General features: G+C 73.5%; 20 protein-coding genes. 14 read left to right on the top strand and 6 right to left on the bottom strand.

Annotated features, from left to right (window positions below; translation table 11 throughout):
- Positions 1-826 precede the first annotated feature (826 nt).
- From HD596_RS46120 to HD596_RS46105, 4 genes are all read left to right on the top strand, one after another.
- On the top strand, positions 827-973 hold the full coding sequence (locus HD596_RS46120) for a hypothetical protein (RefSeq protein ID WP_185075653.1): 147 nt from the start codon (positions 827-829) through the stop codon (positions 971-973).
- Positions 974-1,064: 91 nt separating this feature from the next.
- Positions 1,065-2,432, top strand: coding sequence for a carboxylesterase family protein (locus HD596_RS46115; protein WP_185075652.1), 1,368 nt, complete (start codon positions 1,065-1,067; stop codon positions 2,430-2,432).
- 76 nt (positions 2,433-2,508) lie between these two features.
- Positions 2,509-2,835 carry a hypothetical protein gene (locus HD596_RS46110; RefSeq protein ID WP_185075651.1) on the top strand — a complete coding sequence of 109 codons (327 nt, stop codon included), beginning with the start codon at positions 2,509-2,511 and terminating at the stop codon, positions 2,833-2,835.
- 3 nt (positions 2,836-2,838) lie between these two features.
- Complete coding sequence (locus tag HD596_RS46105; RefSeq protein WP_185075650.1) at positions 2,839-3,675, top strand: hypothetical protein; 837 nt, start codon at positions 2,839-2,841, stop codon at positions 3,673-3,675.
- A 51-nt stretch (positions 3,676-3,726) separates the two neighbouring features.
- Here HD596_RS46105 and HD596_RS64315 read toward each other — a convergent pair whose 3' ends face one another.
- Both HD596_RS64315 and HD596_RS46100 read right to left on the bottom strand, forming a co-directional pair.
- Positions 3,727-3,852, bottom strand: coding sequence for a hypothetical protein (locus HD596_RS64315; RefSeq protein ID WP_281398321.1), 126 nt, complete (start codon positions 3,850-3,852; stop codon positions 3,727-3,729).
- Positions 3,853-3,866: 14 nt separating this feature from the next.
- Positions 3,867-4,484 (bottom strand): TetR/AcrR family transcriptional regulator, encoded by a 618-nt coding sequence (locus tag HD596_RS46100; RefSeq protein ID WP_185075649.1) that lies wholly within the window; start codon positions 4,482-4,484, stop codon positions 3,867-3,869.
- Positions 4,485-4,637: 153 nt separating this feature from the next.
- Here HD596_RS46100 and HD596_RS46095 point away from each other — a divergent pair, with 153 nt between their 5' ends.
- Both HD596_RS46095 and HD596_RS46090 read left to right on the top strand, forming a co-directional pair.
- On the top strand, positions 4,638-5,309 hold the full coding sequence (locus HD596_RS46095) for a sulfotransferase family protein (RefSeq protein ID WP_246555337.1): 672 nt from the start codon (positions 4,638-4,640) through the stop codon (positions 5,307-5,309).
- A 75-nt stretch (positions 5,310-5,384) separates the two neighbouring features.
- A complete protein-coding gene (locus tag HD596_RS46090; protein ID WP_221519892.1) occupies positions 5,385-6,983 on the top strand; it encodes an MDR family MFS transporter in 1,599 nt (532 codons plus the stop codon).
- A 141-nt stretch (positions 6,984-7,124) separates the two neighbouring features.
- On the opposite strand, the gene HD596_RS46085 is transcribed toward HD596_RS46090, so the two are convergent.
- Positions 7,125-8,072 (bottom strand): aldo/keto reductase, encoded by a 948-nt coding sequence (locus HD596_RS46085; protein WP_185075648.1) that lies wholly within the window; start codon positions 8,070-8,072, stop codon positions 7,125-7,127.
- A 9-nt stretch (positions 8,073-8,081) separates the two neighbouring features.
- Positions 8,082-9,311 (bottom strand): cytochrome P450, encoded by a 1,230-nt coding sequence (locus HD596_RS46080; RefSeq protein WP_185075647.1) that lies wholly within the window; start codon positions 9,309-9,311, stop codon positions 8,082-8,084.
- 243 nt (positions 9,312-9,554) lie between these two features.
- On the opposite strand from HD596_RS46080, the gene HD596_RS46075 reads away from it, so the two are divergent.
- The 5 genes from HD596_RS46075 to HD596_RS46055 are packed head-to-tail and all read left to right on the top strand — an operon-like array spanning position 9,555 to position 17,963.
- A complete protein-coding gene (locus HD596_RS46075) occupies positions 9,555-11,090 on the top strand; it encodes an FAD-dependent monooxygenase (protein WP_185075646.1) in 1,536 nt (511 codons plus the stop codon).
- Positions 11,087-11,959, top strand: a complete 873-nt coding sequence (locus HD596_RS46070; protein ID WP_185075645.1) for a phytanoyl-CoA dioxygenase family protein — start codon at positions 11,087-11,089, stop codon at positions 11,957-11,959. The genes HD596_RS46075 and HD596_RS46070 overlap by 4 nt, the downstream gene beginning before the upstream one ends.
- A gap of 36 nt (positions 11,960-11,995) precedes the next feature.
- Entirely contained in the window at positions 11,996-13,039 is a 1,044-nt protein-coding gene (locus HD596_RS46065; RefSeq protein ID WP_185075644.1) for a ketoacyl-ACP synthase III family protein, read from the top strand.
- A 47-nt stretch (positions 13,040-13,086) separates the two neighbouring features.
- Positions 13,087-14,145 carry a ketoacyl-ACP synthase III family protein gene (locus HD596_RS46060; RefSeq protein WP_185075643.1) on the top strand — a complete coding sequence of 353 codons (1,059 nt, stop codon included), beginning with the start codon at positions 13,087-13,089 and terminating at the stop codon, positions 14,143-14,145.
- On the top strand, positions 14,145-17,963 hold the full coding sequence (locus tag HD596_RS46055; protein ID WP_185075642.1) for a type I polyketide synthase: 3,819 nt from the start codon (positions 14,145-14,147) through the stop codon (positions 17,961-17,963). The genes HD596_RS46060 and HD596_RS46055 overlap by 1 nt, the downstream gene beginning before the upstream one ends.
- Here the strand turns inward: HD596_RS46055 and HD596_RS46050 are convergent.
- Positions 17,906-18,649: a lanthionine synthetase LanC family protein gene (locus tag HD596_RS46050; RefSeq protein WP_185075641.1), complete on the bottom strand. Its 744-nt coding sequence runs from the start codon at positions 18,647-18,649 to the stop codon at positions 17,906-17,908. The two genes, HD596_RS46055 and HD596_RS46050, sit on opposite strands and share 58 nt — an antisense overlap.
- A 32-nt stretch (positions 18,650-18,681) precedes the next feature.
- Between HD596_RS46050 and HD596_RS46045 the strand changes: the two genes are divergently transcribed.
- Together HD596_RS46045 and HD596_RS46040 are read left to right on the top strand one after the other, a co-directional pair.
- A complete protein-coding gene (locus HD596_RS46045) occupies positions 18,682-19,203 on the top strand; it encodes a substrate-binding domain-containing protein (protein WP_185079121.1) in 522 nt (173 codons plus the stop codon).
- 279 nt (positions 19,204-19,482) lie between these two features.
- Positions 19,483-19,701: a hypothetical protein gene (locus HD596_RS46040; protein WP_185075640.1), complete on the top strand. Its 219-nt coding sequence runs from the start codon at positions 19,483-19,485 to the stop codon at positions 19,699-19,701.
- A 34-nt stretch (positions 19,702-19,735) separates the two neighbouring features.
- Here the strand turns inward: HD596_RS46040 and HD596_RS46035 are convergent, their stop codons facing one another.
- Positions 19,736-20,509, bottom strand: a complete 774-nt coding sequence (locus HD596_RS46035; RefSeq protein ID WP_185075639.1) for an SDR family NAD(P)-dependent oxidoreductase — start codon at positions 20,507-20,509, stop codon at positions 19,736-19,738.
- Between the two features lie 157 nt (positions 20,510-20,666).
- Here HD596_RS46035 and HD596_RS46030 point away from each other — a divergent pair, with 157 nt between their 5' ends.
- A complete protein-coding gene (locus HD596_RS46030; RefSeq protein WP_185075638.1) occupies positions 20,667-21,212 on the top strand; it encodes a TetR/AcrR family transcriptional regulator in 546 nt (181 codons plus the stop codon).
- Positions 21,213-21,239 lie beyond the last annotated feature (27 nt).

The following is a 21,239-nucleotide window of genomic DNA, read 5'->3' as shown; positions in this document are numbered from 1 at the left end:
GCGAACCCGCTGTCGCCCAGGGACTCGCCGAATCGGTCGGCCGGAGGTCGCGGTGATGACGAGAACCAAGGGCGCGCCACGTACCAGACCCCGAGCGCGACGAAGATCGTCACGGCCCGGACCAGCCAGCTGCCCCTGCCTCTGCGCGCGACGGTGCCCGCCTTGATCCGGACGACGAACGCCTCGGCAGGCGGACGGGCGGCCCGCGCCGGATCCGGCGAGCCAGGCCCGGTAACCGGCCGCGCCGGCAGTCCCGCTCCCGGGACGGGCGCCGGAGGAACCGGAGGAGTCCGTGGCGGCTCAGGCATACTCATGCGCCGCTCCGCGAGACCGTTGACGACTCGATCGAGAGGGCCCCTGGCGGCGGGGTGGCCGGTACCCGCGACGCCGCCATCGTGGCCACACCGCAGGACGGGGACTTCGCCTCCTCCCGCACCACGGTCGAGGCCGCCGGATACGCGCGGGGGCGGGTGTGTGGGTTCGTCGGCAGCGTCATGCCCGGACACCTGCCGAGCCGGGACCCGGCACGCCCGCGCACGCCGTGCCCCGCGACCGGTTCGGGCCGTCCTCCGGGAGCGCCTGCCGGCGGTGGTCCGTCGGGCTCAGGCCGTAGGCGGCGCGGCTGAACTCCGCGGCGGTCCTGAACCCCCAGCTCGCCGATTGCCCGGGCCCGCAGCCGCTGGTCGGCGCGGTAGCGTGCCGGCCGGTGCTGCCGAATCGTGGCGCTGACGGTCTCCGGCTGCCTCTCGAACAGCACGCGCAGCGTCCGTACGGAGATGTGGTGCCGGGCGGCGACGCTCGACGGCCCCAGGCTGGGGTCGCCGAGATGATGGTCGATGCAGGCATCGATGCGCGCGGCCGGCCGCCGCCTCCGGCGGTCGTGTGGGCCGACCTCGGCGTCCCCGTCCCCTCCAGGGTCCCCCTCGCCGCCGCGTCGCGCGTCCGCACGCCGGACAAGGCGTCGCTGGGCTGATCGCCTCGCCCCCGCCTGCCGTGTTGCCGCCCGTGCTGGTGCTCAGGGCCTCGCCGGAACGGAGATGCGGTGAGCGGTGTTGGATGATCGGATGGACTCATTCCACGCGCCCGGCGAGCCGGTCACCGTTCACGCTCCCGCGGGCACGATCATCGGCCGTCGCGCCGGCCACGTACGGCGCTTCCTCGGCATCCCCTACGCCGAAGCACCCACCGGGGCGCGGCGGTTCGCCCCGCCGGTCCCACGCGGCCGGTTCACGGAGCCGTTCGACGCGTCCCGGCACGGCGCCACCTCGCAGCGGGTGCCGCTGTTCGCCACGACGACCATCCCGGAGCCCTCGATACCGGGCGACGACGTGCTGAACCTCGGCATCGTCGCCCCGGCCCCGGACGGCGACCGGGGCGGCTTCCCCGTCATGGTGTGGATCCACGGTGGCGCTTTCCTGGCCGGGAGCCCCGCCAGCCCGTGGTACGACGGCCGCGCCTTCGCCCGCGACGGCGTCGTCTGCGTCACCGTCGGCTACCGGCTGGGCGTCGACGGATTCGCCCCGCTGGACGGCGTTCACCCGAACCTCGGGCTGCGCGACCTGCTGCTCGCCCTGGACTGGGTGCGGGAGAACATCGCCGCTTTCGGCGGCGACCCGGACCGGATCACCGTCGCCGGCCAGTCGGCCGGGGGCGCGGCGGTGCTCGCGCTGCTCTCCTCACCCGCGGGCGGCGGCCGCTTCCACCGCGCGGTCAGCCTGTCCGGCGGCATCTTCGGCGGGGACGCCGACGCCGCCCGCGACCTCCTCGAACGGCTCGGGCGCCGGCTCGGCGTGCCGCCGACGCGTACCGGGTTCGGCAGCCGCACGGTGGAGCAGATCCAGCAGGCGGTCATCGACCTGCGGGACGAGAGCGGCGGCAGGCTCGTGCTCGGCCCGTGCGCCGGCGACGACCTCCTGCCGGTGCCCATCGCCGACGGGCTCGCCGTCCACGGGCACGACGTGCCCGTGCTGCTCGGGGCGACGGGCGACGAGTTCGACGGCGGCGCCCCGCAGGAGACGAGGGCCGCCGCCCGCGCGGCGGGCACCCGCGTGACGGACACCCTGTTCCGCTCCGCCTGCGCGCGCACGGCGGCCGCCCGCCGCCGGGCCGTCGCCGGGACCTGGCTGTACTCCTTCGAATGGCCGTCTCCCGTGCTCGGCGGTGCCGCGCACTGCACCGACCTCCCGTTCTTCTTCGACGTGCTCGACGCGCCTGGCGTCGCCCAGGCGCTCGGCCCGAACCCGCCCGCCGGCCTGGCCACGCTGATGCACGCCGATCTGGTCGGGTTCGTACGCGGCCAGGACCCGGCCTGGGCGCGGGCGACCGGCGCGCCCGGCGATCCGGCACGCGAGTACGGCCGGCCCGGAGCGGCCCTCGCGGCCGACACCACGGGCGTGTACGACCCCGTGGCACGGGCGGTGGAGAAGCGCTGACGCCAGGCGTGCCGGTAGCCATTGACACCGGTTACCGGCTGCCGCAAGGTGAGCGCAGGCTGAGAGAAGGATTGCCATGTCGTCTGAGCGCCTCCCGGGACCGTCGAACGTCCCTCCGCCGCCACGGCGGGGCGACAGCTCGGTGCACGACCTCTCGAGGGCCACGGGCGAGGACGGCGGGGGCTCCGCGTTCCGCCGCGCCCTGGGCTCGCCCCGAACCCACGAGACCGTCCGGGCGCTGGTCGACGCCGGCGGCCAGATGCGCATCGCGGAGCTGCAGGACCGGGCAGGGGTGTCGTTCCTGCAGTTCACGGCGGTGCTGGCCGAGCTGACAGAGGACGGGTTGGTGACCGTCAAGGGACCTCCCGGAGACGAGGTCGTCCACCTGTATCGCGAGGTGTGAGCCATGTGGGTGTCCTTCCTCGCCGTCGTCCTCATCGGCGCGCTCGTCGCGCTGGCCGAGCTGGTGTCGCGGTACCGCGACAACCCCGCCGGCGCACTGTGGTCGGTGCCGGCGGCCTTCTACGTCGGCGTCAACGCGGGCGGCGCGGCGGCGGCGTTGTGGACGGTCACGCAGTTCGGGTGGACCTTCGGCGCCGCGGGGGAGAGCGTCACGTTCACGCAGGTGCTGGTGGCGGGGTTCGGGTCGGGGGCGCTGTTCCGCAGCTCGTTGTTCAACGTCACGGCGGGCAACCAGGTGATCGGGGTCGGGCCGAGCGCGGTGCTCACGGTGATCCTGTCGGCCGCCGACCGGGCGGTGGATCGGGGGCGGGCCAGGATCAGATCCAGGGGCGTCGGCGAGATCATGGGCGGGTTCCCGTTCGAGCGGGGCGCGGACGCGCTGTTCCATTACGCGGTGGCGGCGCTGCAGAACTTCACGCCCGCCGAGGTCAAGGTGGTCGAGGATCGGATCGCGTCCCTGCGCTCGGGGCGGGAGGCCACCCTTCCCGAGCAGGTCAAGTCGTACGTGCTGGGTCTTTCGTTGCAGGCGCTGATCGGTGAGAAGGTGCTGCGGGAGCTGGTGGAGTCGTTGCGGCCCGCCTTCGAGCAGGCGCCGCCCGCCGAGCAGGTGCTGCTGGACGCGCTGCGCGCCAACGGCAAGTCCGAGCTGCGCAAGCTTCAGGCGATGTCAGGGCTGCAGCTGTTCGAGTTCTCGCGGGTGTTGGACGGGCTCGTCGCGGCGGGGCGGGTGGCGGTGGACGGCGGGTCGGGCGAGGAGATCGCGAGCCTGGCGGGGACGTAGTCGCCCACGTGCGCTCGTCGGCGAGGGCGCGCGGGCTTGCCGGGAGCCCGGCTACGACTCCGCGAAGCCCGTCTGCATCGCCGCCGCGAGGGACGTCCTGGAGAGGGCCGAGGTGAGCGGCGAGGAGTTCGCGCAGTTCAGCCGGATGAAGTGCCTGCTCGCGCTGCAGATCGGCACGGGCCCCCGCGTGCTCACTCGGGGGCGGGGAGCCGTGGTGCCGGGAACAGGTCACCGACCAGCAGCGTGGCCGCTCGCGTGGCGAGGGCGAGGATGTCGTCGTCGGTGGCGTCGGTGCCCTGGGCGGCCACCACGGCGTTGTGCACGCTGAGCAGCGCCATGCGCACGTGCAGGAGGTCGGTGAGCGGCGCGTCGGGGCCGAGCAGGACCTGCGCCGCCCGGCCGATGCGCTCCACCGGGCCGCCCTGCCGCGGGGGCATCACCGCGCGCAGCGCGGCATGGTTGGCGACGGCGAACCGCATGGTACGCAGCCCCTGCCGGGCACTCTGGTCGATCCAGCGGCCCAGGAACTCCGAGCGCAGATCGGGAGTGAGCGGTTGGCTCGCGGCCCAGTCGAGCAGGTCGTCGAGCGCGCGCATGTTCTCTTGGAAGAGGCTGAGGACGATGGCCTCTTTGCTGTCGAAATGGTAATAGAGCGCCGCCTTGGTGATGCCGAGCTGCTCGGCGATCTCGCGCATCGAGGTGGCGTCGTAGCCGCGCTCGGTGAAGAGCGACAGCGCGGCCTGCTGGATGTCGGCCCGCGTCTGGCTGCCCTTGCGCCGGGCGGCCGTCACCTGTCCCGTCTTCGTCATCGCTCTTCCCTTGCTCCCGAGCTCAGCTCTTGTCGAAGTCTACACCCAGTTGCCTACCGGTCGGTCGGCAAGTAGGGTTACTGACCGACCGGTAGGCAACCGTCGAGGATCTGGCGCGGCCGAATCGCCATGATCCGGAAAGGAAGGGCCGGAATGGGTCTGCGAGTCGTGGGAGCGGGGTTTCCGCGTACGGGGACGACCTCGCTGAAAGCGGCGCTGGAGCGGCTGCTCGGGGCGCCCTGCTACCACATGAGGGAGCTGTTCGGGCGGCTGGATGACGCGGCGGTCTGGCGCGACGCCTACGCGGGCGTCATGCCGGACTGGCACCGCTTCCTGGGAGGATACGCCGCCGGGGTGGACTGGCCGGTGTCGTGGTTCTGGCGTGAACTGTCCGCCGCGTACCCGGACGCGTTAGTGCTGCTGTCCCGGCGGGAGAGCCCCGAGCACTGGTACCGGAGCATGGACAAGACGGTGCTGGAAGGGGCGCGTCGCATCTGGTCCGGGGACGTCGCCGGCGGGCGGCCGCCGTTGCTCGCCTATGGCACCCCCGAGCAGGTCCGCGCCGTGGGGGAGATGATGCGGGCCATGTTCGGCGCCGCGTTCGACGAGCCGTTCGACCGCGACAACGTCATCGCGGCCTACGAGCGGCACCTGGACGAGGTCCGCGCCGCCGTGCCGGCGCACCGGCTGCTGGAATGGCAGCCGGCCGACGGCTGGGAGCCCTTGTGTGCCGCGCTCGGCCTTCCGGTCCCGGACGAGCCGTTCCCTCATGAGAACACCACGGCCGACATGCGCGACCGGATCAACCAGCTCGACGACCGTTGACGCAGTTGCTTACCGGCCGGTTAGCAAGTACGCTTGCTGACCGGCAGGTAAGTTCTTTGCATTGACGGGAGCGCGATGATGGCAAGAGACGACGCGGCCGGTCCTCCGGCGACAGGACAGCAGGAGGGGCTGGGGTTCAGTCACCGCCAGATCCTGGTGACCATGAGCGGCCTGGTCATCGCCATGCTGCTGGCGATGCTGGACAACATGATCGTCGCCCCGGCGCTGCCGACCATCGTCGGCGAGCTGGGTGGCCTGAACCACCTGGCGTGGGTGACCACCGGCTATGTGCTGGCCTCCACCGTGGCCACGCCTATCTGGGGCAAACTCGGCGACCTGTACGGCCGCCGCATCATCTTCGTCGCCGCGGTGGCGATCTTCCTGCTCGGCTCGGTCCTGTGCGGGGTGTCGCAGGACATGGCGCAGCTGATCGGCTTCCGCGCCCTGCAGGGCCTGGGAGCGGGCGGCCTCATGGTCGGCGTGCTGTCGATCATCGGTGAGATGATCCCGCCGCGCGACCGCAGCAAGTACCAGGGCGTGATGATGGCCGCCATGCCGGTGGCGATGATCGGCGGCCCGCTCATCGGCGGCTTCATCACCGACAACCTCAGCTGGCGCTGGGCCTTCTACGTCAACCTGCCGCTCGGCGCCGTCACCCTGGTCCTGTGCTGGATCACCCTGGCCAAGCTGCCCAAGGGCACCGGCAAGGCCGTGATCGACTGGTGGGGCACCGCGCTGCTGACGGTGTGGATCACCGCGCTGGTGCTCATCACCAGCTGGGGCGGCACCCAGTACGACTGGGGCTCGCCGCAGATCCTCGGCCTGGCGGCGCTGGCGGTGGCCGCGTTCGCCGCCTTCGTGATCGTCCAGCGGCGCGCAGCCGAGCCGATCATGCCGCTGCGGGTCTTCAGGAGCCGCAACTTCTCCCTCGCCGGCGCGGTCGCCTTCATCTCGGGATTCGCCATGTTCGGCGCCACGGGCTTCCTGCCGCAGTTCCAGCAGTTCGTCCAGGGCTCCTCGGCCACCAACAGCGGCCTGCTGCTCATGCCGATGATGATCGCCGCGATGGTCGTCAGCCTGGCCGGCGGCGCGCTGATCAGCAGGACCGGGCACTACAAGTCGCTGCCGATCATCGGCTCCGTCCTCGTCACCGCCGGCCTGGCCCTGTTCGCCACCGTGGACCTCGGCACCAGCACCACGATGACAGCCCTCTACATGGTGGTCCTGGGCGCCGGCATGGGCGCGCTGATGCAGACCAGCACCCTCATCGCCCAGAACAGCCTCGACCTGCGCGACATGGGCGCGGGCACCGGGGTGTCGACCTTCCTGCGCAACATGGGCAGCTCACTCGGCGTCTCCCTGCTTGGCGCCGTCTACACCAGCCAGCTGGCCGACTCCCTGGCCGGCGCCGGGCCGGCCGCGCAGAACGTGGCCGCCTCCGCCACCTCGATGACCCCGCAAGCGCTGCGGGCCCTGCCCGAAGCAGCGCAGCACCTGTTCCAGCAGGCCGTCACCGACGGCATCACCACCCTGTTCACCTGGGGCGCGGCCGTGACCGCCGTCGGCATCGTGCTGGCCTTCTTCATCCGCCAGGTCCCGCTGCGCAGCGCCGCCACCCCGGCCGCCGGTCCCGAGGCGGAGCCGGTCGCGGCCGGCGGGCGGGTCAGGACGTAGGAGAAGGAGACCACGACCGGCGGCGGGCTCAATTCAACGGTGGTCCGCCGCGTGGTCATGGAAAGCCCGCGACCGATATCGATCGCGGCAGTTTCCCGATTGTTCCGGCACTCCCGCGACCGTTCGTCCTGACCCTTTCTGTCAAACGGCCGCGGGGAGCGGCACCAGCCCGGTGATCTCGGCGAGCTCCTCGGCGGTCGGTTCCCAGTCGCCGGCGGCCGCGTTGGCCCGGACCTGCTCCGGGGCGGTCGCACCGGCGATCACCGAGCCGCAGCCGGGCAGCGCGGCCAGCGCGCCGACGGCCACGTCCAGGAGGGACCGGTCGTGCTTGTCGGCCCAGGACGTGAGCGCCTCCACCCGGTCCAGCCTCTCCGGCGTGACCAGATGGGGACGCTCCGCGAGCCGGCTCCCGGCCGGCGGCTCCTGCCCGCGCCGCACCTTCCCCGTCAGCAGCCCGTGGGCCAGCGGGAAGTACGGCAGCACGCCGACCCCGTGGTGCCGGGCCGCCGGCACCACCTCGCGTTCGGCGCCCCGCTCCAGCAACGACCAGTGGTTCTGCGCCGACACGAACGGCGCGCATCCTCTCGCGCGGGCCACGTGCGCGGCCTCGGCGATCTGCCAGCCGGCGAAGTTGGAGCTGCCGAGGTAGCGCACCTTGCCCTCACGCACCAGCTCGGTCAGGGCCTCCAGCGTCTCCTCGATCGGGGTGACGCCGTCGGGGAAGTGGTACTGGTAGAGGTCGATGTAGTCGGTACGCAGGCGGCGCAGCGACCCCTCCACCGCGCGCCGGATGTACGACCGGCCGCCCAGCGTCCCGCCCGCCGCCCCCTGGTCGCCGGGCCGGCCGAACTTGGTGGCCAGCACCACCTGGTCCCGCCGGCCGGCCAGCACCTCGCCGAGGATCTCCTCCGAGGCGCCGGGCACCGCGCCGTACGCCTCGGCGGTGTCGAAGAGCGTCACGCCCTCCTCGATCGCCGCGTCCACCACCTCCCTGGTACGGGTGACGTCGATCCGCGAGCCGATGTTGTTGCAGCCCAGGCCGACCACCGACACCCGCAGGCCCGACTCGCCCAAGGTCCTGTAACGCATGATCCGAAGTCACCCTTCGCTCGAACGGTCCGCCGGAGCGGCGCCCCAGGCGACCGGCAGGCGGTCCACCCCGTACACCGCCATCCGGTCGCGGGTCGGCACCTCGGCCGCCGGAACGGCCAGGCGCAGGTCGGGAAAGCGCTCGAAGAGCGCGGTCAGCGCGATGCGCAGCTCGGCGCGGGCGAGATGCTGGCCGAGACACTGGTGGATGCCGTGCCCGAACGCCAGGTGCCCGGTCGCGGAGCGGGCCAGGTCCAGCGTGTCGGGGTCGGGGAAACGCTCCGGGTCCCGGTTCGCGACCGGCAGCGCCAGCACCACGGTCTCGCCGGCCGCGATGACCTGGCCGCCGATCTCGACGTCGGCCAGCGCGGTGCGCCGCACGTCGAACTGCAGGATCGACAGGTACCGCAACAGCTCCTCGACCGCCGGCCCGGCGAGCTCGGGGTCCGCGGGCAGGCGGGCTCGCCGGGCCGGATCGGTCAGCAGGGCGAACGCCCCGAGCGCGAGCATGCTCGACGTGGGCAGATGGCCGGTCGCCAGCAGCACCATCCCGAGGTTGGTGAGCTCGTCGTCGCTCAGGTCGCCGGTCGCCACGGCGTGAGCCAGCAGCCCGTCGTCCGGCGGGCCGGATCCGGCGCGCAGGCGCTTGAGGAGGCCGCGTACCGTCTCCGTGATCGACATCACGGCCTCGGCGGTCTGGCCCGGGGTGGAGTCCAGGTCGTTCATCACCGCGGTGGCCGCCTGGATCAGGTGCCGGTCCCGCGCCGGGACGCCGAGCAGCTCGCAGATGACCAGCGCCGGGACGGGAACGGCGAACGACGCGACGAGGTCGGCGGGCGGCCCGCCGGCCTGCATGGCGTCGAGCGCCTGCTCGGTGTAGCGCCGGATCGCGGGCGTCAGCTCGGCGACGCGGCGAGAGCCGAAGTGGCGGCTCAGCAGGCGGCGGTACCGGGTGTGTTCGGGCGGGTCCATGTGGGGGAAGATCCCCGGCTCCGCGGGCGTCGGGCGCTGGTGCGCGCGCTCGCGGCCGACCGGCTGGTGCAGCAGCTCGCGCCGGGTGCTGAAGCGCGGGTCCGCCAGGATGGCGCGGGTGACGGCGTAGCCGGTCGCCACCCAGCCCACGTGCCCGTCGGGATAGGCGACCCGGCTGAGCGGGGCTCGCTTCCGCAGTCCGGCGGGCGGGTCGAAGGGATTGGGCCGGTCGGTCTCCAACGGCTGGGCCTGCCGACCATTGCTCATCCGGCAACCTCCCACCTGCGTGCCCGGCACGCCGTTGATCATCGGCGGTGATGATTATGCATGGTGAGTCCGAAAAATGACACCACTAGTCATTTATGGATCATCCGATTAGCATCGGCGCTGACCGCCCGGAGGCACATCTGTCAACGCTCACGTTGCGAACCGCCGTGAGTATCGCCGGTCAGTGAGTGGCGACCCGGCACTTTTTCAGCAGGCTCGTTCTTTCCTCCAGCAGAGGTGTTAATGGCGTATCCGCATGCGCAGGTCGCGGTTGTCGGCGCGGGACCGGTGGGGCTCATGCTCGCGTGCGAGGTGGCCCTGCACGGCGTCCCGGTGGTGGTGCTCGAACGGCTGCCCGCGATCGAATGGCGCCCGAAGGCCGAGGGCATCACCGGGCGGGCCATCGACATCATGGACCGTCGCGGTCTCATGATCGGGGTCACCGAAGCGCCCGCCGCGCCGCTGACGCCCGAGCAGCAGGCCCGCATCACCGAGGGGGAGCGGCGGCCGGACAGCCTGCTCCCCAAGGCGTTCCCCGGCGCGCGGCATTTCGCCACCATGTTCCTGCTCCGCCCGGAATCTCCAGACCTGCTGGTGCCCCAGCAGCTCCTGGAGGAGGACCTGGCGCGGCGCGCGGCGGACCTGGGCATCGAGGTACGGCGCGGCCACACGGTCACCGGCGTCACCCAGGACGACGACCGGGTCCGTCTCGACGTCGACGGTCCGGACGGGCCGTACCGGATGGAGGCCGAATGGCTCGCCGGCTGCGACGGCGGCCGGAGCCTGGTCAGGAAGCTGTCGGGCATCGCCTTCCCAGGCACGGACGGCGTCACGGCCGGATACCGCGCCTTCGCCGAGATCGACGACCCCGAGTTCCACCTGCCCGGCTGGTTCCGCAAGGACGCCGGGCTCCTGGTGTACGAGGAGGGACCGCCCCGGTTCATCACCCTGGAGTTCGACGGGCCGCCGGCGAACCGGGACGCCCCCATCACGCTCGAGGAGTTCCAGGAGTCGCTGCGCCGGCTCAGCGGCACCAAGGTGACGGTCACCGAGGTCAAGAAGATCACCCGGTTCACCGACAACGCGCGGCAGGCCGAGACGTACCGCAGCGGGCGGGTGCTGCTCGCCGGCGATGCGGCGCACGTCCACTCGCACTGGAGCGGCCCGGGACTGCGGCTCGGGCTGGGAGACGCCCTCAACCTCGGCTGGAAGCTCGCCGCGGTCGCCCGCGGCTGGTGCCGGGAGGACCTGCTCGACACCTACACCTCCGAGCGGCACCCGATCGGCGAGCAGACGCTGGAGATCCAGCGCGCCTCGATCGCGCTCATGCGCCCCGGCCCGTACGTCGACGCGCTGCGCCGGCTGCTCACGGAGCTGCTGCTCCGCGACGAGGCGAACCGCCAGCTCACCTCTCTGGTCGACGACCTGCACATCAGCTACGACATGGGCGACCCGTCACTGACCGGTCCGCTGGTCGGGCGCTACAGCCCGGACCTGCGGCTGCGACGCGCCGGCGGCCCCGTACGGCTGGCGGAGCTGCAACGCACCGGACGGGCGCTGCTGCTCGACCTCGGCGCCGCCCCCGAGCTGCGGGCACTCGCCGGACCCTGGGCCGACCGGGTCGACGTGGTCACGGCCGAATGCGCCGAAGCCCCGGCGGACGCCCTGCTGATCCGGCCGGACGGCTTCGTCGCCTGGAGCACCCCCGCCGGCCCGGCGTCGCTGCGGGACGCCCTCACCCGATGGTTCGGCCGCCCCGGACAGGAGGCTTCGCGATGAGTGATCCCAGGCTGACCACGCTGCCCGCGTCGGCACCGCTCGACGAGGCGATCGACGTGGTCGAGCGGGACGGAGCGGTGATCATCGAGGACTTCGTCGACGCCGGCACGCTCCGCGGCCTGTGGGACGACCTGGGCCCGGACCTGGAACGCCAGGCGGACGGCGACGGCCGCCTGGTCGGCGAGAAGACCCGGATCCTGCCGGGCCTGGTACGCCGGAGCCGGCACTCGATCACGATCATGCGGCAGCCGCACTTCCTCGGCTGCGCGCGGCACTTCCTGCAGCGCCCGGTGCGAGCCTGGCTCGGCGAGCAGCGCGTGGAGCTGGTCCCGACGATCCAGCTCGGCATCTCGCGGGCGATCCAGATCAGGCCCGGCGTGCCGCTCCAGGGGCTGCACCGGGACGACACGGCCCACCTGCGCACCCACCCGGGTCCCGAGAGCCGAGTGCAGGTCATGGTCGCCGCGAGCGAGTTCACCGCGCGCAACGGGGCCACCCGCGTGATCCCGGGCAGCCACCGGTGGGACGACGAGCGGGCGCCCCGCGACGACGAGGCGGTCCCCGCCGAGATGCGGCCCGGCGCCGCGCTGCTCTGGCTCGGCAGCACCTACCACGGCGCCGGCGTCAACGCCTCCGGCGCGCCGCGCACCGGCCTGTCGTACGCCTACGACCTCGGCAACCTCCGCCAGGAGGAGAACCATTACCTGTCCCTGCCGCTGGACACCGTCCGCGGCTACCCCGAGGACATCCAGCGGCTCCTCGGCTACGAGGCCTGCCCTCCCATGTGCGGGCTGTACGAGCTGAGCGATCCGATGCTGCTGCTGCGCGACGGGCCGGAGAACCCCGTGACGACGGCCGGCCCCCAGTGAGGCCCCTCGGCCTTTCGCACCGCTGAAGGAGGACGGATGCGCACACCCGACATCTACCTGCGCAGTATCGGCGTCCATCTGCCGCCGGTGGTCAGCGTCGAGACGGCCGTCGCCGAGGGCCGCTACCCGGCCGACGAGATGGAGTACTTCCGCCTCGGCGGTGCGGCGGTCGCCGGCGACGTACCGGCGCCGGAGCTCGCGCTGCGCGCGGCCCGGCACGCGTTCGAGCGCTCCGGCGGGATGTCACCCCGCGACCTGGACCTCATGCTGTACGCCGACGTCTGGCACCAGGGGCCGGAGGGCTGGCAGCCGCAGTACTACCTGCAACAGCACCTCATCGGCGGCGACGTCCTGTCCGTCGAGCTGCGGCACGGATGCTGCGGGCTGTTCAGCGCCCTGCAGCTCGCCGCCGGTTACCTGCGGCCGGGCGGCAGCGCGCTGCTGGTCGGCGCCGACAACCACGGCACCCCGCTGGTCGACCGGTGGCGCATGATCGAGGGCAACGTGATGGGCGACGCCGGGTGCGCGCTGCTGCTCACCACGGACACGGGCTTCGCGGAGCTGCGGTCGGTCAACGTGGTCGTGCTCCCGGAAGCCGAGTCGGTCAACGACGGCGGCGTGCCGATGTTCCCGCCGGACGCGACCGTGGGCCGGCCGCTCGACTTCGCCGCCCGCAACCGGGAGTTCCGCAAGCGCCTTTTCGCCCGCGACGGCGCCGGCGTCATGCTGGCGATCCAGACGACGCTGATGGGGCTGGTCGACCGCACGCTCAAGGAGGCGGGGATCACCCTCGACGAGGTGGCGCGCGTGGCCTTCCCGCACGGGCGCTGGGACGACCTGGAGCACCGGGGGGTGAACTGGTTCGGGCTGACCCTGGCCGACACCACCTGGGACTACGGCGCGCGCATCGGGCACCTCGGGGTCAGCGACCAGTTCGTCGCCCTCGACCACCTGCTGTCCGTGGGGGCGCTGGCCCGCGGCGACTACATGCTGCTCGTCGGGCTGGGCGCCGGCACCACCATGGCCTGCGCCGTCCTGCGGATCCTCGACGTGCCCCAGGAGTACGCCCCCGGCGGCTGAGCGGGCGCCCGCATCGACGACCGAGTTCGACCAGCCCGGGAGGCGGCATGGAGACGGCGGACATGTACATCAGCGGGGTCGGGTCGTACCTGCCTGCCACGGTGAGCGTGGAGCATGCCGTGGCGGCGGGGTGGTACCCGGCCGAGGAGGTCGAGCTGCACCGGCTCGCCGCGGTCGCGGTGGCCGGTGATGTGCCGCCGCCGGAGATGGCGTTACGGGCGGCGCGGAGCGCGGTGGCCCGCAGCGGGCGTTCCCCCACCGAGCTGGACCTGCTGCTGTACGTCTCGACCTGGCACCAGGGCCCGGAGGGCTGGCCGCCCCAGGCGTACGTGCAACGCCACCTGGTCGGCGACGGCGTCCTGTCCACCCAGCTCAAGCAGGGCTGCAACGGCATGTTCGCCGCCCTGGAGCTGGCCGCGAGCTACCTGCGCGCGGCCCCCGGCCGCCAGGCGGCGCTGCTGGTCGCCGCCGACAACTACGGCACCCCGCTCGTCGACCGGTGGCGGATGCTGCCCGCGGCCGTCGCCGGTGACGCGGGCAGCGCCCTCGTGCTCGACACCGAGCCGGGGTTCGCCCGGCTGGCGTCGGTGTGCACGATGTCGGTGTCGGAGGCCGAGGAGATGCACCGCTGCGCCGAGCCGCTGTTCCCGCCCGGCGTCACCGAGGGCCGCACGGTGGACTTCGCGGCGCACAACGACGTGTTCCGGCGGCGCGCGGTCGTCGAGGGCGACGGGACCGGGGTCCTCGTGACCCTGGACGAGCGGATGGCCGAAGTGATCGACCGCGCCCTGTCGGAGGCCGGGATCAAGGCGGCGGACGTGACCCGGGTGGCGTGCATGAACACCTCCCAGGAGATCGCCGACCAGATCTGCGAGCATCGGCTGGGCATCCCGGCGTCCCGGTCGGCCTGGGACTTCGGCCGGACCATCGGCCACTGCGGGGCCAGCGACCAGATCCTCGCGCTGGAGCACCTGGTCCGCGCCCACGCCCTCGAACCCGGCGACCACCTGCTGATGTTCGGCTTCGGGCCGGGCGTGACGATCTCGGGCGCCGTCGTGGAGATTCTCGAGTCGCCCGTGTGGGCGCGGATACGGGGTGAGGTGTGATGGATCGACCGGTCGAGATGATCGCGCTGATCGGGATCGGCTGCCGCCTGCCTGGCGGCGTCGGCTCGGCGGAGGAGTACTGGAACCTGCTCTGCGAGGGACGGGACGCCAGCGGACCGGCGCCCGCCGACCGCTGGCGCGACTACGCCGAGCGCGGCCCGTCGTACGCGGCCGCCGTGCGCCGCACCCTCGCGCACGGCAGCTTCCTGGACGGGGTGGCCGACTTCGACGCGGAGTTCTTCGGGCTCTCGCCGCGCGAGGCGGAGCTGATGGACCCGCAGCAGCGTCTCGTGATGGAGACCGCGTGGGAGGCGCTGGAACACGCCGGGGTGTCGCCGGACGCGCTGGCCGGCACGGACGCGGGCGTGTACGTGGGCGTCTGCACCGGCGACTACGGGCATCGGCTGCTGGAGGACCTGCCCGACATCGAGGCGTGGACCGGGATCGGCGCCGCCGGCTGCGCGGTGGCCAACCGCGTGTCGTACGCGCTCGACCTGCGCGGCCCGAGCCTGGCGGTGGACACGGCGTGCTCGGCGTCGCTGGTCGCCGTCCACCTGGCCGTGCAGGGCCTGCGGGCCGGCGAGACCGACGTGGCGCTGGCCGGCGGGGTCAACCTCATCCTGTCGCCGGGCGAGACGCTCACCCTGGACGCCGCGGGCACCCTCGCGCCGGACGGGCGCAGCAAGTCGTTCGACGCCGCCGCCGACGGGTACGGGCGGGGCGAGGGCGCGGCGGTCGTGGTGCTCAAGCGGCTCGCCGACGCCGTACGCGACGGGGACCGCATCCTCGCGACCATCCGCGGCAGCGCGGTCAACCAGGACGGACGCACCGCGGGCATCATGGCGCCGTGCGGGCAGGCGCAGGAGCACGTCATGCGCCGCGCGCTGCGGCAGGCGGGCGTCGAGCCGGGCACGGTCGGCTACGTCGAGGCGCACGGCACCGGCACCGCGGTCGGCGACCCCCTCGAAGCCGGCGCGCTGAGCGCCGTGTACGGGGCGGGCAGGCCGCCGGAGCAGCCGTGCCTGATCGGCTCGGCCAAATCCAACATCGGTCACCTCGAAGGCGCCGCCGGCATCGCCGGCCTGGTCAAGGCCGTGCTGGCGCTCGAACGCGGCCAGATCCCGCCGAGCCGGCTCGACACGCCCACGCCGGCCGTCGACTGGGAGGGTGCCGGGCTGCGGGTGGTCGGCGCGCCGACGCCGTGGCCCGGCTCCGAGCACCCGCGCCGGGCCGCGGTCTCCGCCTTCGGCTACGGCGGCACCGTCGCCCACGTCGTCCTCGAAGAGGCCCCACCGTCCCGGCCGTCCCCCGAAGGGACCGCAGCGGCATCCGCCGAAAGGGCCGCAGAGCCGTCCGCCGAGTGGGCCGCGGGACCGCGCGCCGAAGGGGCCGCGGGCCGGCTGTTCCCGGTGTCCGCCGCGACGAAGGCGGCGCTGCGGCAGGCCGCCGGCAACCTCGCCGGCGTCGCGGGTAGCCTGCCGGCGGCCGACGTCGGGCACACGCTCGCGCTGCGCCGGGCCCACCTGCCGCACCGGGCGGTGGTGGCGGCGCAGGATCCGGCCGCGCTGGCCGAGCGGCTGCGCGCCCTGGCGGCCGGCACCCCGCACGAGGCCGTGACCACCGGGCTGGTGCTCATCGACCCCGGTCCCGGCCCGGTGTTCGTGTTCTCCGGGCATGGCTCGCAGTGGGCCGGCATGGGCCGGGAGCTGCTGGAGACCGAGCCGGCGTTCGCCGCGGTGATCGACGAGCTGGAGCCGGTGTTCGCCGCCGAGATCGGCTTCTCGCCGCGGAAGGTGCTCACCGAGGACGAGCTGACCGGGGTGGACCGGATCCAGACCATGATCTTCGCGATGCAGCTCGGCCTCGTCGAGCTGTGGCGCGCGTACGGGGTGCGCCCGCACGCGGTCATCGGCCACTCGGTCGGCGAGATCGCCGCCGCTGTCACGGCCGGGGCGCTGAGCCGCCTCGACGGGGCCCGGCTGATCTGCCGGCGGTCCCGGCTGCTGCGGCGGGTCGCCGGCCGCGGCGCGATGGCCATGGTGCAGCTGCCGTTCGCCGAGGCGGCGCGGCTGCTGGGAGAGCGTACCGACGTGGTCGCCGCGATCGCGTCGTCGCCCGGCTCGACGGTCGTCTCCGGCGATCCGGACGCCGTCGCCGAGGTGCTGGCCGGCTGGCTCGAGCAGGGCATCCCGGCCCGCCGGGTCGCCTCGGACGTGGCCTTCCACGGGCCGCAGATGGATCCGCTGCTGGCCGACCTGACCGCCGCCGCGGCCGACCTGGCGCCCGGCGCGCCCGGCATCCGCGTCTACTCGACGGCGCTGGACGATCCCCGGGCGAGCCATGACTTCGCCGGCCCGTACTGGGCGGCCAACCTGCGGCGGCCGGTGCGCCTGGCCGATGCCGTCGCGGCGGCCGCGGACGACGGATACCGCGCCTTCGTCGAGATCTCCCCGCACCCGGTGGTCACCCACTCGGTGCTGGAGACGCTGGGCGCGGCCGGGCACGAGGAGGTCTTCGTCGGCGCGTCGCTGCGGCGCAACCGCTCCCCGCGGGTCACCCTGCCGGCCAGTGTCGCGGCGGCCCACTGCGCCGGCCTCGACGTGGACTGGCGGCGGCTGCAGCCGGCCGGCGGTCCGGTCGTGCTCCCCTCCTACCCCTGGCAGCACCGCAGGCACTGGCGTACGCCGTCGGCCCCGGATACCGCCGGCCGCGGCCACGACCCGGACACCCACACGCTGCTCGGCGACGGCGTCGATCTCGCCGGCACCGACGTACGGCTCTGGCGGACCGCCGTGGACGACCGGACGCGGCCCTATCCCGGCAGCCACGCCATCGAGGGCGTGGAGATCGTGCCGGCCGCGGTGCTCGCGGCGACCTTCTTCGCCGCCGCCGGAGGCCGGCTGCTCGGCGAGGTGACGATGTCGGCGCCGCTGCTGACCGCCGACCGCCGCGAGGTCCAGGTCGTGCGGCAGGGAGCCGAACTGCGGCTGGCCGCCCGTGCGGCGGGCGAGCCGGACGCCGCCTGGCAGCTGATCGCCACCGCCACGGTGCCTGCCACGCCGGGCCAGCCGCCCGCGCCACCGGCCCGGCCGCTCGCGCCGGTGGACCCGGGGCTGGTCGCACAGCGGCTCGCCGCGGTCGGCGTACCGGAGACCGGGTTCGACTGGCAGGTGGAGGAGCTGCTGTGCGGCGACGGCGCGCTGCGTGCCCGGGTACGGTGCGGGCCGGCCGCCACGTGGGCGCCCGTCCTGGACGCGGCGATGTCGGTGGCGCCGAGCGCGTTCCCCGGCGACCCGCTGCTGCGCATGGTGACGCACGTCGATCGGCTGGTGGCGGTCGGAGAGCCGCCGGGCACGGTGGACATCGAGGTGTGGCTCGACCCCGAGCGCGCCGACACGGTGCAGGTACGGGTGACCGACGAGGCCGGCGCCGTCGTCGGCTGGCTGTCGGGACTGCGCTACCCGGTGATCGACGTGCCGACCCCCGCGGACAACGGCGCCGACGGGGTGCGGCCCGCCGAGTCGATCGCCGACCTGGGGCCGGCGGAGCTGCGCGCGTTCCTGCTGGAAGAGGTCGGCGCGCAGATCGCCAAGGAGATGCGGCTGGCCCCCACCGACCTGTCGCCGTACCGGCCGCTGGTCGAGCAGGGGCTGGACTCGGTGCTGACGGTGGTGGTCCGGCGGCGGCTGGAGAAACGGTTCCGGTGCTCGCTGCCGACCACCCTGCTGTGGCGGCAGCCGACCGTCGCCGCGGTCTCCGACTACATCGCCGGGCTGGTGTCCGCGTCGGGCGCCAGCGGGAGTGCCGATACGGGGTGAGGGTGGCCCGGACGCTCCAGGGCGATCACGGCGGGAACGCGGTCCGGCCGGGCGGCGCGGAGCATGCCGTACCCGATGCCGGCCAGTCCGGTCATCAGGCCCGGCACCTGGACCTCGCTCACCGTGCCGCACGCCCACTCCCGCCGGGCGGCGGAGGCGTGCGCCAGGCCGACGGCCTCCGCGCGCAGCCCGGGATCGTTCCTGAGCGTGGCCGCCTGCAGGAGCAGTTCGAGGTTGCCGAAGTCGCCGTGGCACAGGCACTGGCTGCGCCCGAAGCCGTGTGCCCTGGTGACCGTCAGGGCCGCGTCGACCTCGGCCCGCGCGAGCGGCCCGGGCAGCCATCGGGCGGCCAGCACCCGGCTGAGGCCGATGCCCATCGCGCCGTAGCACCAGAACGTGGTGGGCGGCGCGTCGGCGGGGAGGTCGAACGCGGAATGGTCGCGCAGCTCCGCGAAGGCTCCCGTGCCCGGGTCGAAGCTCTCCTGCTCGTAGCGGATGGCCTCGATGCCCGCGCGTACGTAGGCGTCCTCCGCGAGCAGCTCGCCCGCCAGCCCCAGCGCCCACCCCATGCCGCCCGTGCCGTGGGAGAAGCCCGAGATGGGGCGGTCCGCGTGGTCTCGAAGGGAATCGGAGAACCAGCTCGGCCCGGTACGGCTGTTCAGCAGGTGCCGGGCCGCCTTGTCCATGACCTCGAGCGCTCCCCGCGGCCACCGAGCACCTGCTGGACCTGGGGCACGCGACCGTCCACCACGTCGCCGGTCCGCAGCGCTGGTATGCCGCCAGGGAGCGGCTCGCGGCGTGGCGTGCCGCGCTGGCGGCCCGCGGGCTCGGCGAACCGCCTGTCGTCGAGGGCGACTGGTCGGCCGCGTCGGGGTACGCGGCAGGCCGCCGGCTCGCCTCCGACGGCGAGGTGACCGCCGTGTTCGCCGCGAACGACGACATGGCCATCGGCGTGCTCCGCGCGCTGACGGAGGCCGGTCGCCGGGTGCCGGACGACGTCAGCGTGGTCGGATTCGACGACATCCCCGTCGCCGCGTACGTGAGCCCTCCGCTCACCCCGGCGCGCCAGCCGTTCGACGCCGTCGCGACGGGGGGACTGCGGCTCCTCGTCCACGCCGTCGAGCGGCCGCACGAAGACCTCCCACCGGCGGCCGACCATCCGGTCGAGCTCGTCGTCCGCGCCTCGACCGCGCCCCCGCCCCGGAGGACCCCGGGACGCGGGCGCGCGACCTCTCGCTGATCAGCGTCAAGTCAGACCGTCACGGCCATTCCAGTGGCCCCGGCCAGGTCCGCCTGTCACCGGGAGGGCCGCGCCCACGCCGAGCTCGCCCGCCTCGGGGCCGAGCTGAAAGCCGCTGGCCCGCTGGGGCACCGGAGGCGGGCGAAGCCGGAACCTCGTCGACGCCGGCGACGGCTTCTTCAGGCTCCAGGCGGTCAGGAACCGCGCCGTGTACCTGACCGGCGCGTCCCCTGGGGCCGCGCCGACCCTGCAGAACGCGGCCGGGGACGGCTCGCAGGAGTGGCGGCTCGTTCAGCGGGCGCCAGCCCTCGGCGACCTGACGCCCGAGCGGCGCTCCCCGCGTTCACGGCCGGCGGGAGGGTCACGGACCTCGGCTCGGTCTCCTTCGACCAGGCTCAGCGGGGCAGCGTCACCCTTCCGGAGGCGATCAAGGCGGGGACGAGGCTCAAGGTAGCCGTGGTCTTCGACGACACGCCGCTGATGGCCACCGCACGTTGATCCCGGGGGCTGAGGCGTCGGCCCACCCCCAGGGTCAGGCGCGCATGTTCGCGCCGCCGTCGATGGCCCACACCTGGCCGTTGATCCATTCGGCGTCGTCGGACAGCAGGAAGGCCACGACCGCGGCCAGGTCGCTCGGGCGGCCCAGCCGGGTGGTGGGGACGTGCTCCAGGAACATCTTCTGGAGCTGGACGTCGTTCTGCGCCGCCTGCGTCTCGCCCATGACCAGGCCGGGCATCACTCCGTTGCAGCGCACGCCCTCGGGGCCGAAGCGCCCGGCGATGTGCCGGGTCAGCGCGTTGACCGCTGACTTCGACGCCCCGTAGGCGGGGCGCTTGCGGTCGCTGGCACTGATCGCGGCGCCGGAGGAGCAGTTGACGATGCTGCCGCCGCCGTCGGCCAGCAGGTGCGGCAGGACGGCGCGAGCGGTGCGGACGTAACCCAGGACGTTGACGTCCAGAGTCCGCTCCCACACGTCCAGGTCGGTGTCCAGCAGCGACTTGTCACGCCCGAGGGTGCCCGGCGACAGGTCGGCGCCGACGTTGAACAGGCCGTGCACGGCGCCGAACTCCTCGACGGTCCTGGCGGCCAGCGCGTTGACGGAGTCCTCGTCGGCGAGGTCGAAGTGGACCGCGACGGCCGAACCGCCGGCCTCGGTGATCCTGGTGGTGGTGGCCTGCGCGCCGGAGAGGTTGATGTCGCCGACGACGACGCCGGCGCCTTCCTCCGCGAGCCTGATCGCGGTCGCCGCGCCGATGCCGGTCGCCCCGCCGGCCACGATGATCGCCTTGTCCTTCAAACCACGCATTGTCCGCTCCGATCGGCGATGAAGGCCGGTGGGGCGATCCCATGGCCGCCCGGCACCCGCTCAGCAAAACGTACATAGGTGTACGTTTCCGTCGGCGCTAAACGTACAATCATGTACGGTTCGTGGCAAGTTAGGGTTGGACCGTGCAGGAAAGCGGGTGCCAGTGACACGGAAGGACGCCGTCCGCAACCGGGACCGGCTGCTCGCCGCGGCGCGGCGGATGTTCGCCGAACACGGCCACGACGTCGCGCTGGAGGAGATCGCCCGGGACGCCGGGGTGAGCCGCACCACGATCTACCGCAACTTCGCCACCCGCGAGGAGCTCGCGGCCACGGTCTTCGCCGACAACGTCGCCCAGATCGAGCACCACGCCGCCGGGCTGCGCGGGCAACCCGACGGCGCGGTCCAGTTGTTCGACTTCGTCCTGGACATGCAACTGGACAACCGCGGCCTCGCCCAGGTCCTGTCCAGCGCCGACCTGCAGTGGTTCATCGAGCACGCCCACCGCATCGCGGCCTGCTTCGAGCCTCTCCTGGATGCCGGGCGCGCGGCCGGCGTCGTCCACCCCGTGGTCGACGTCGACGACCTGATGCTCGCCATCTCCATGGGGGAGAGCGCCGTGGCCGGCAGCGACGCCGCCCAGCGCGACAACCGTCACAAACGCGTACGCGAAATGCTGCACCGGGCCCTTTTCACCCGCTGACGCCGGCAGCTCTCGATGATCCGCCGC

It is taken from the genome of Nonomuraea jabiensis, from assembly GCF_014204795.1.
Lineage (GTDB): Bacteria > Actinomycetota > Actinomycetes > Streptosporangiales > Streptosporangiaceae > Nonomuraea > Nonomuraea jabiensis.
Note: the sequence above shows the minus strand (reverse complement) of the source record. Positions and strands in the feature narration are given on the sequence as shown.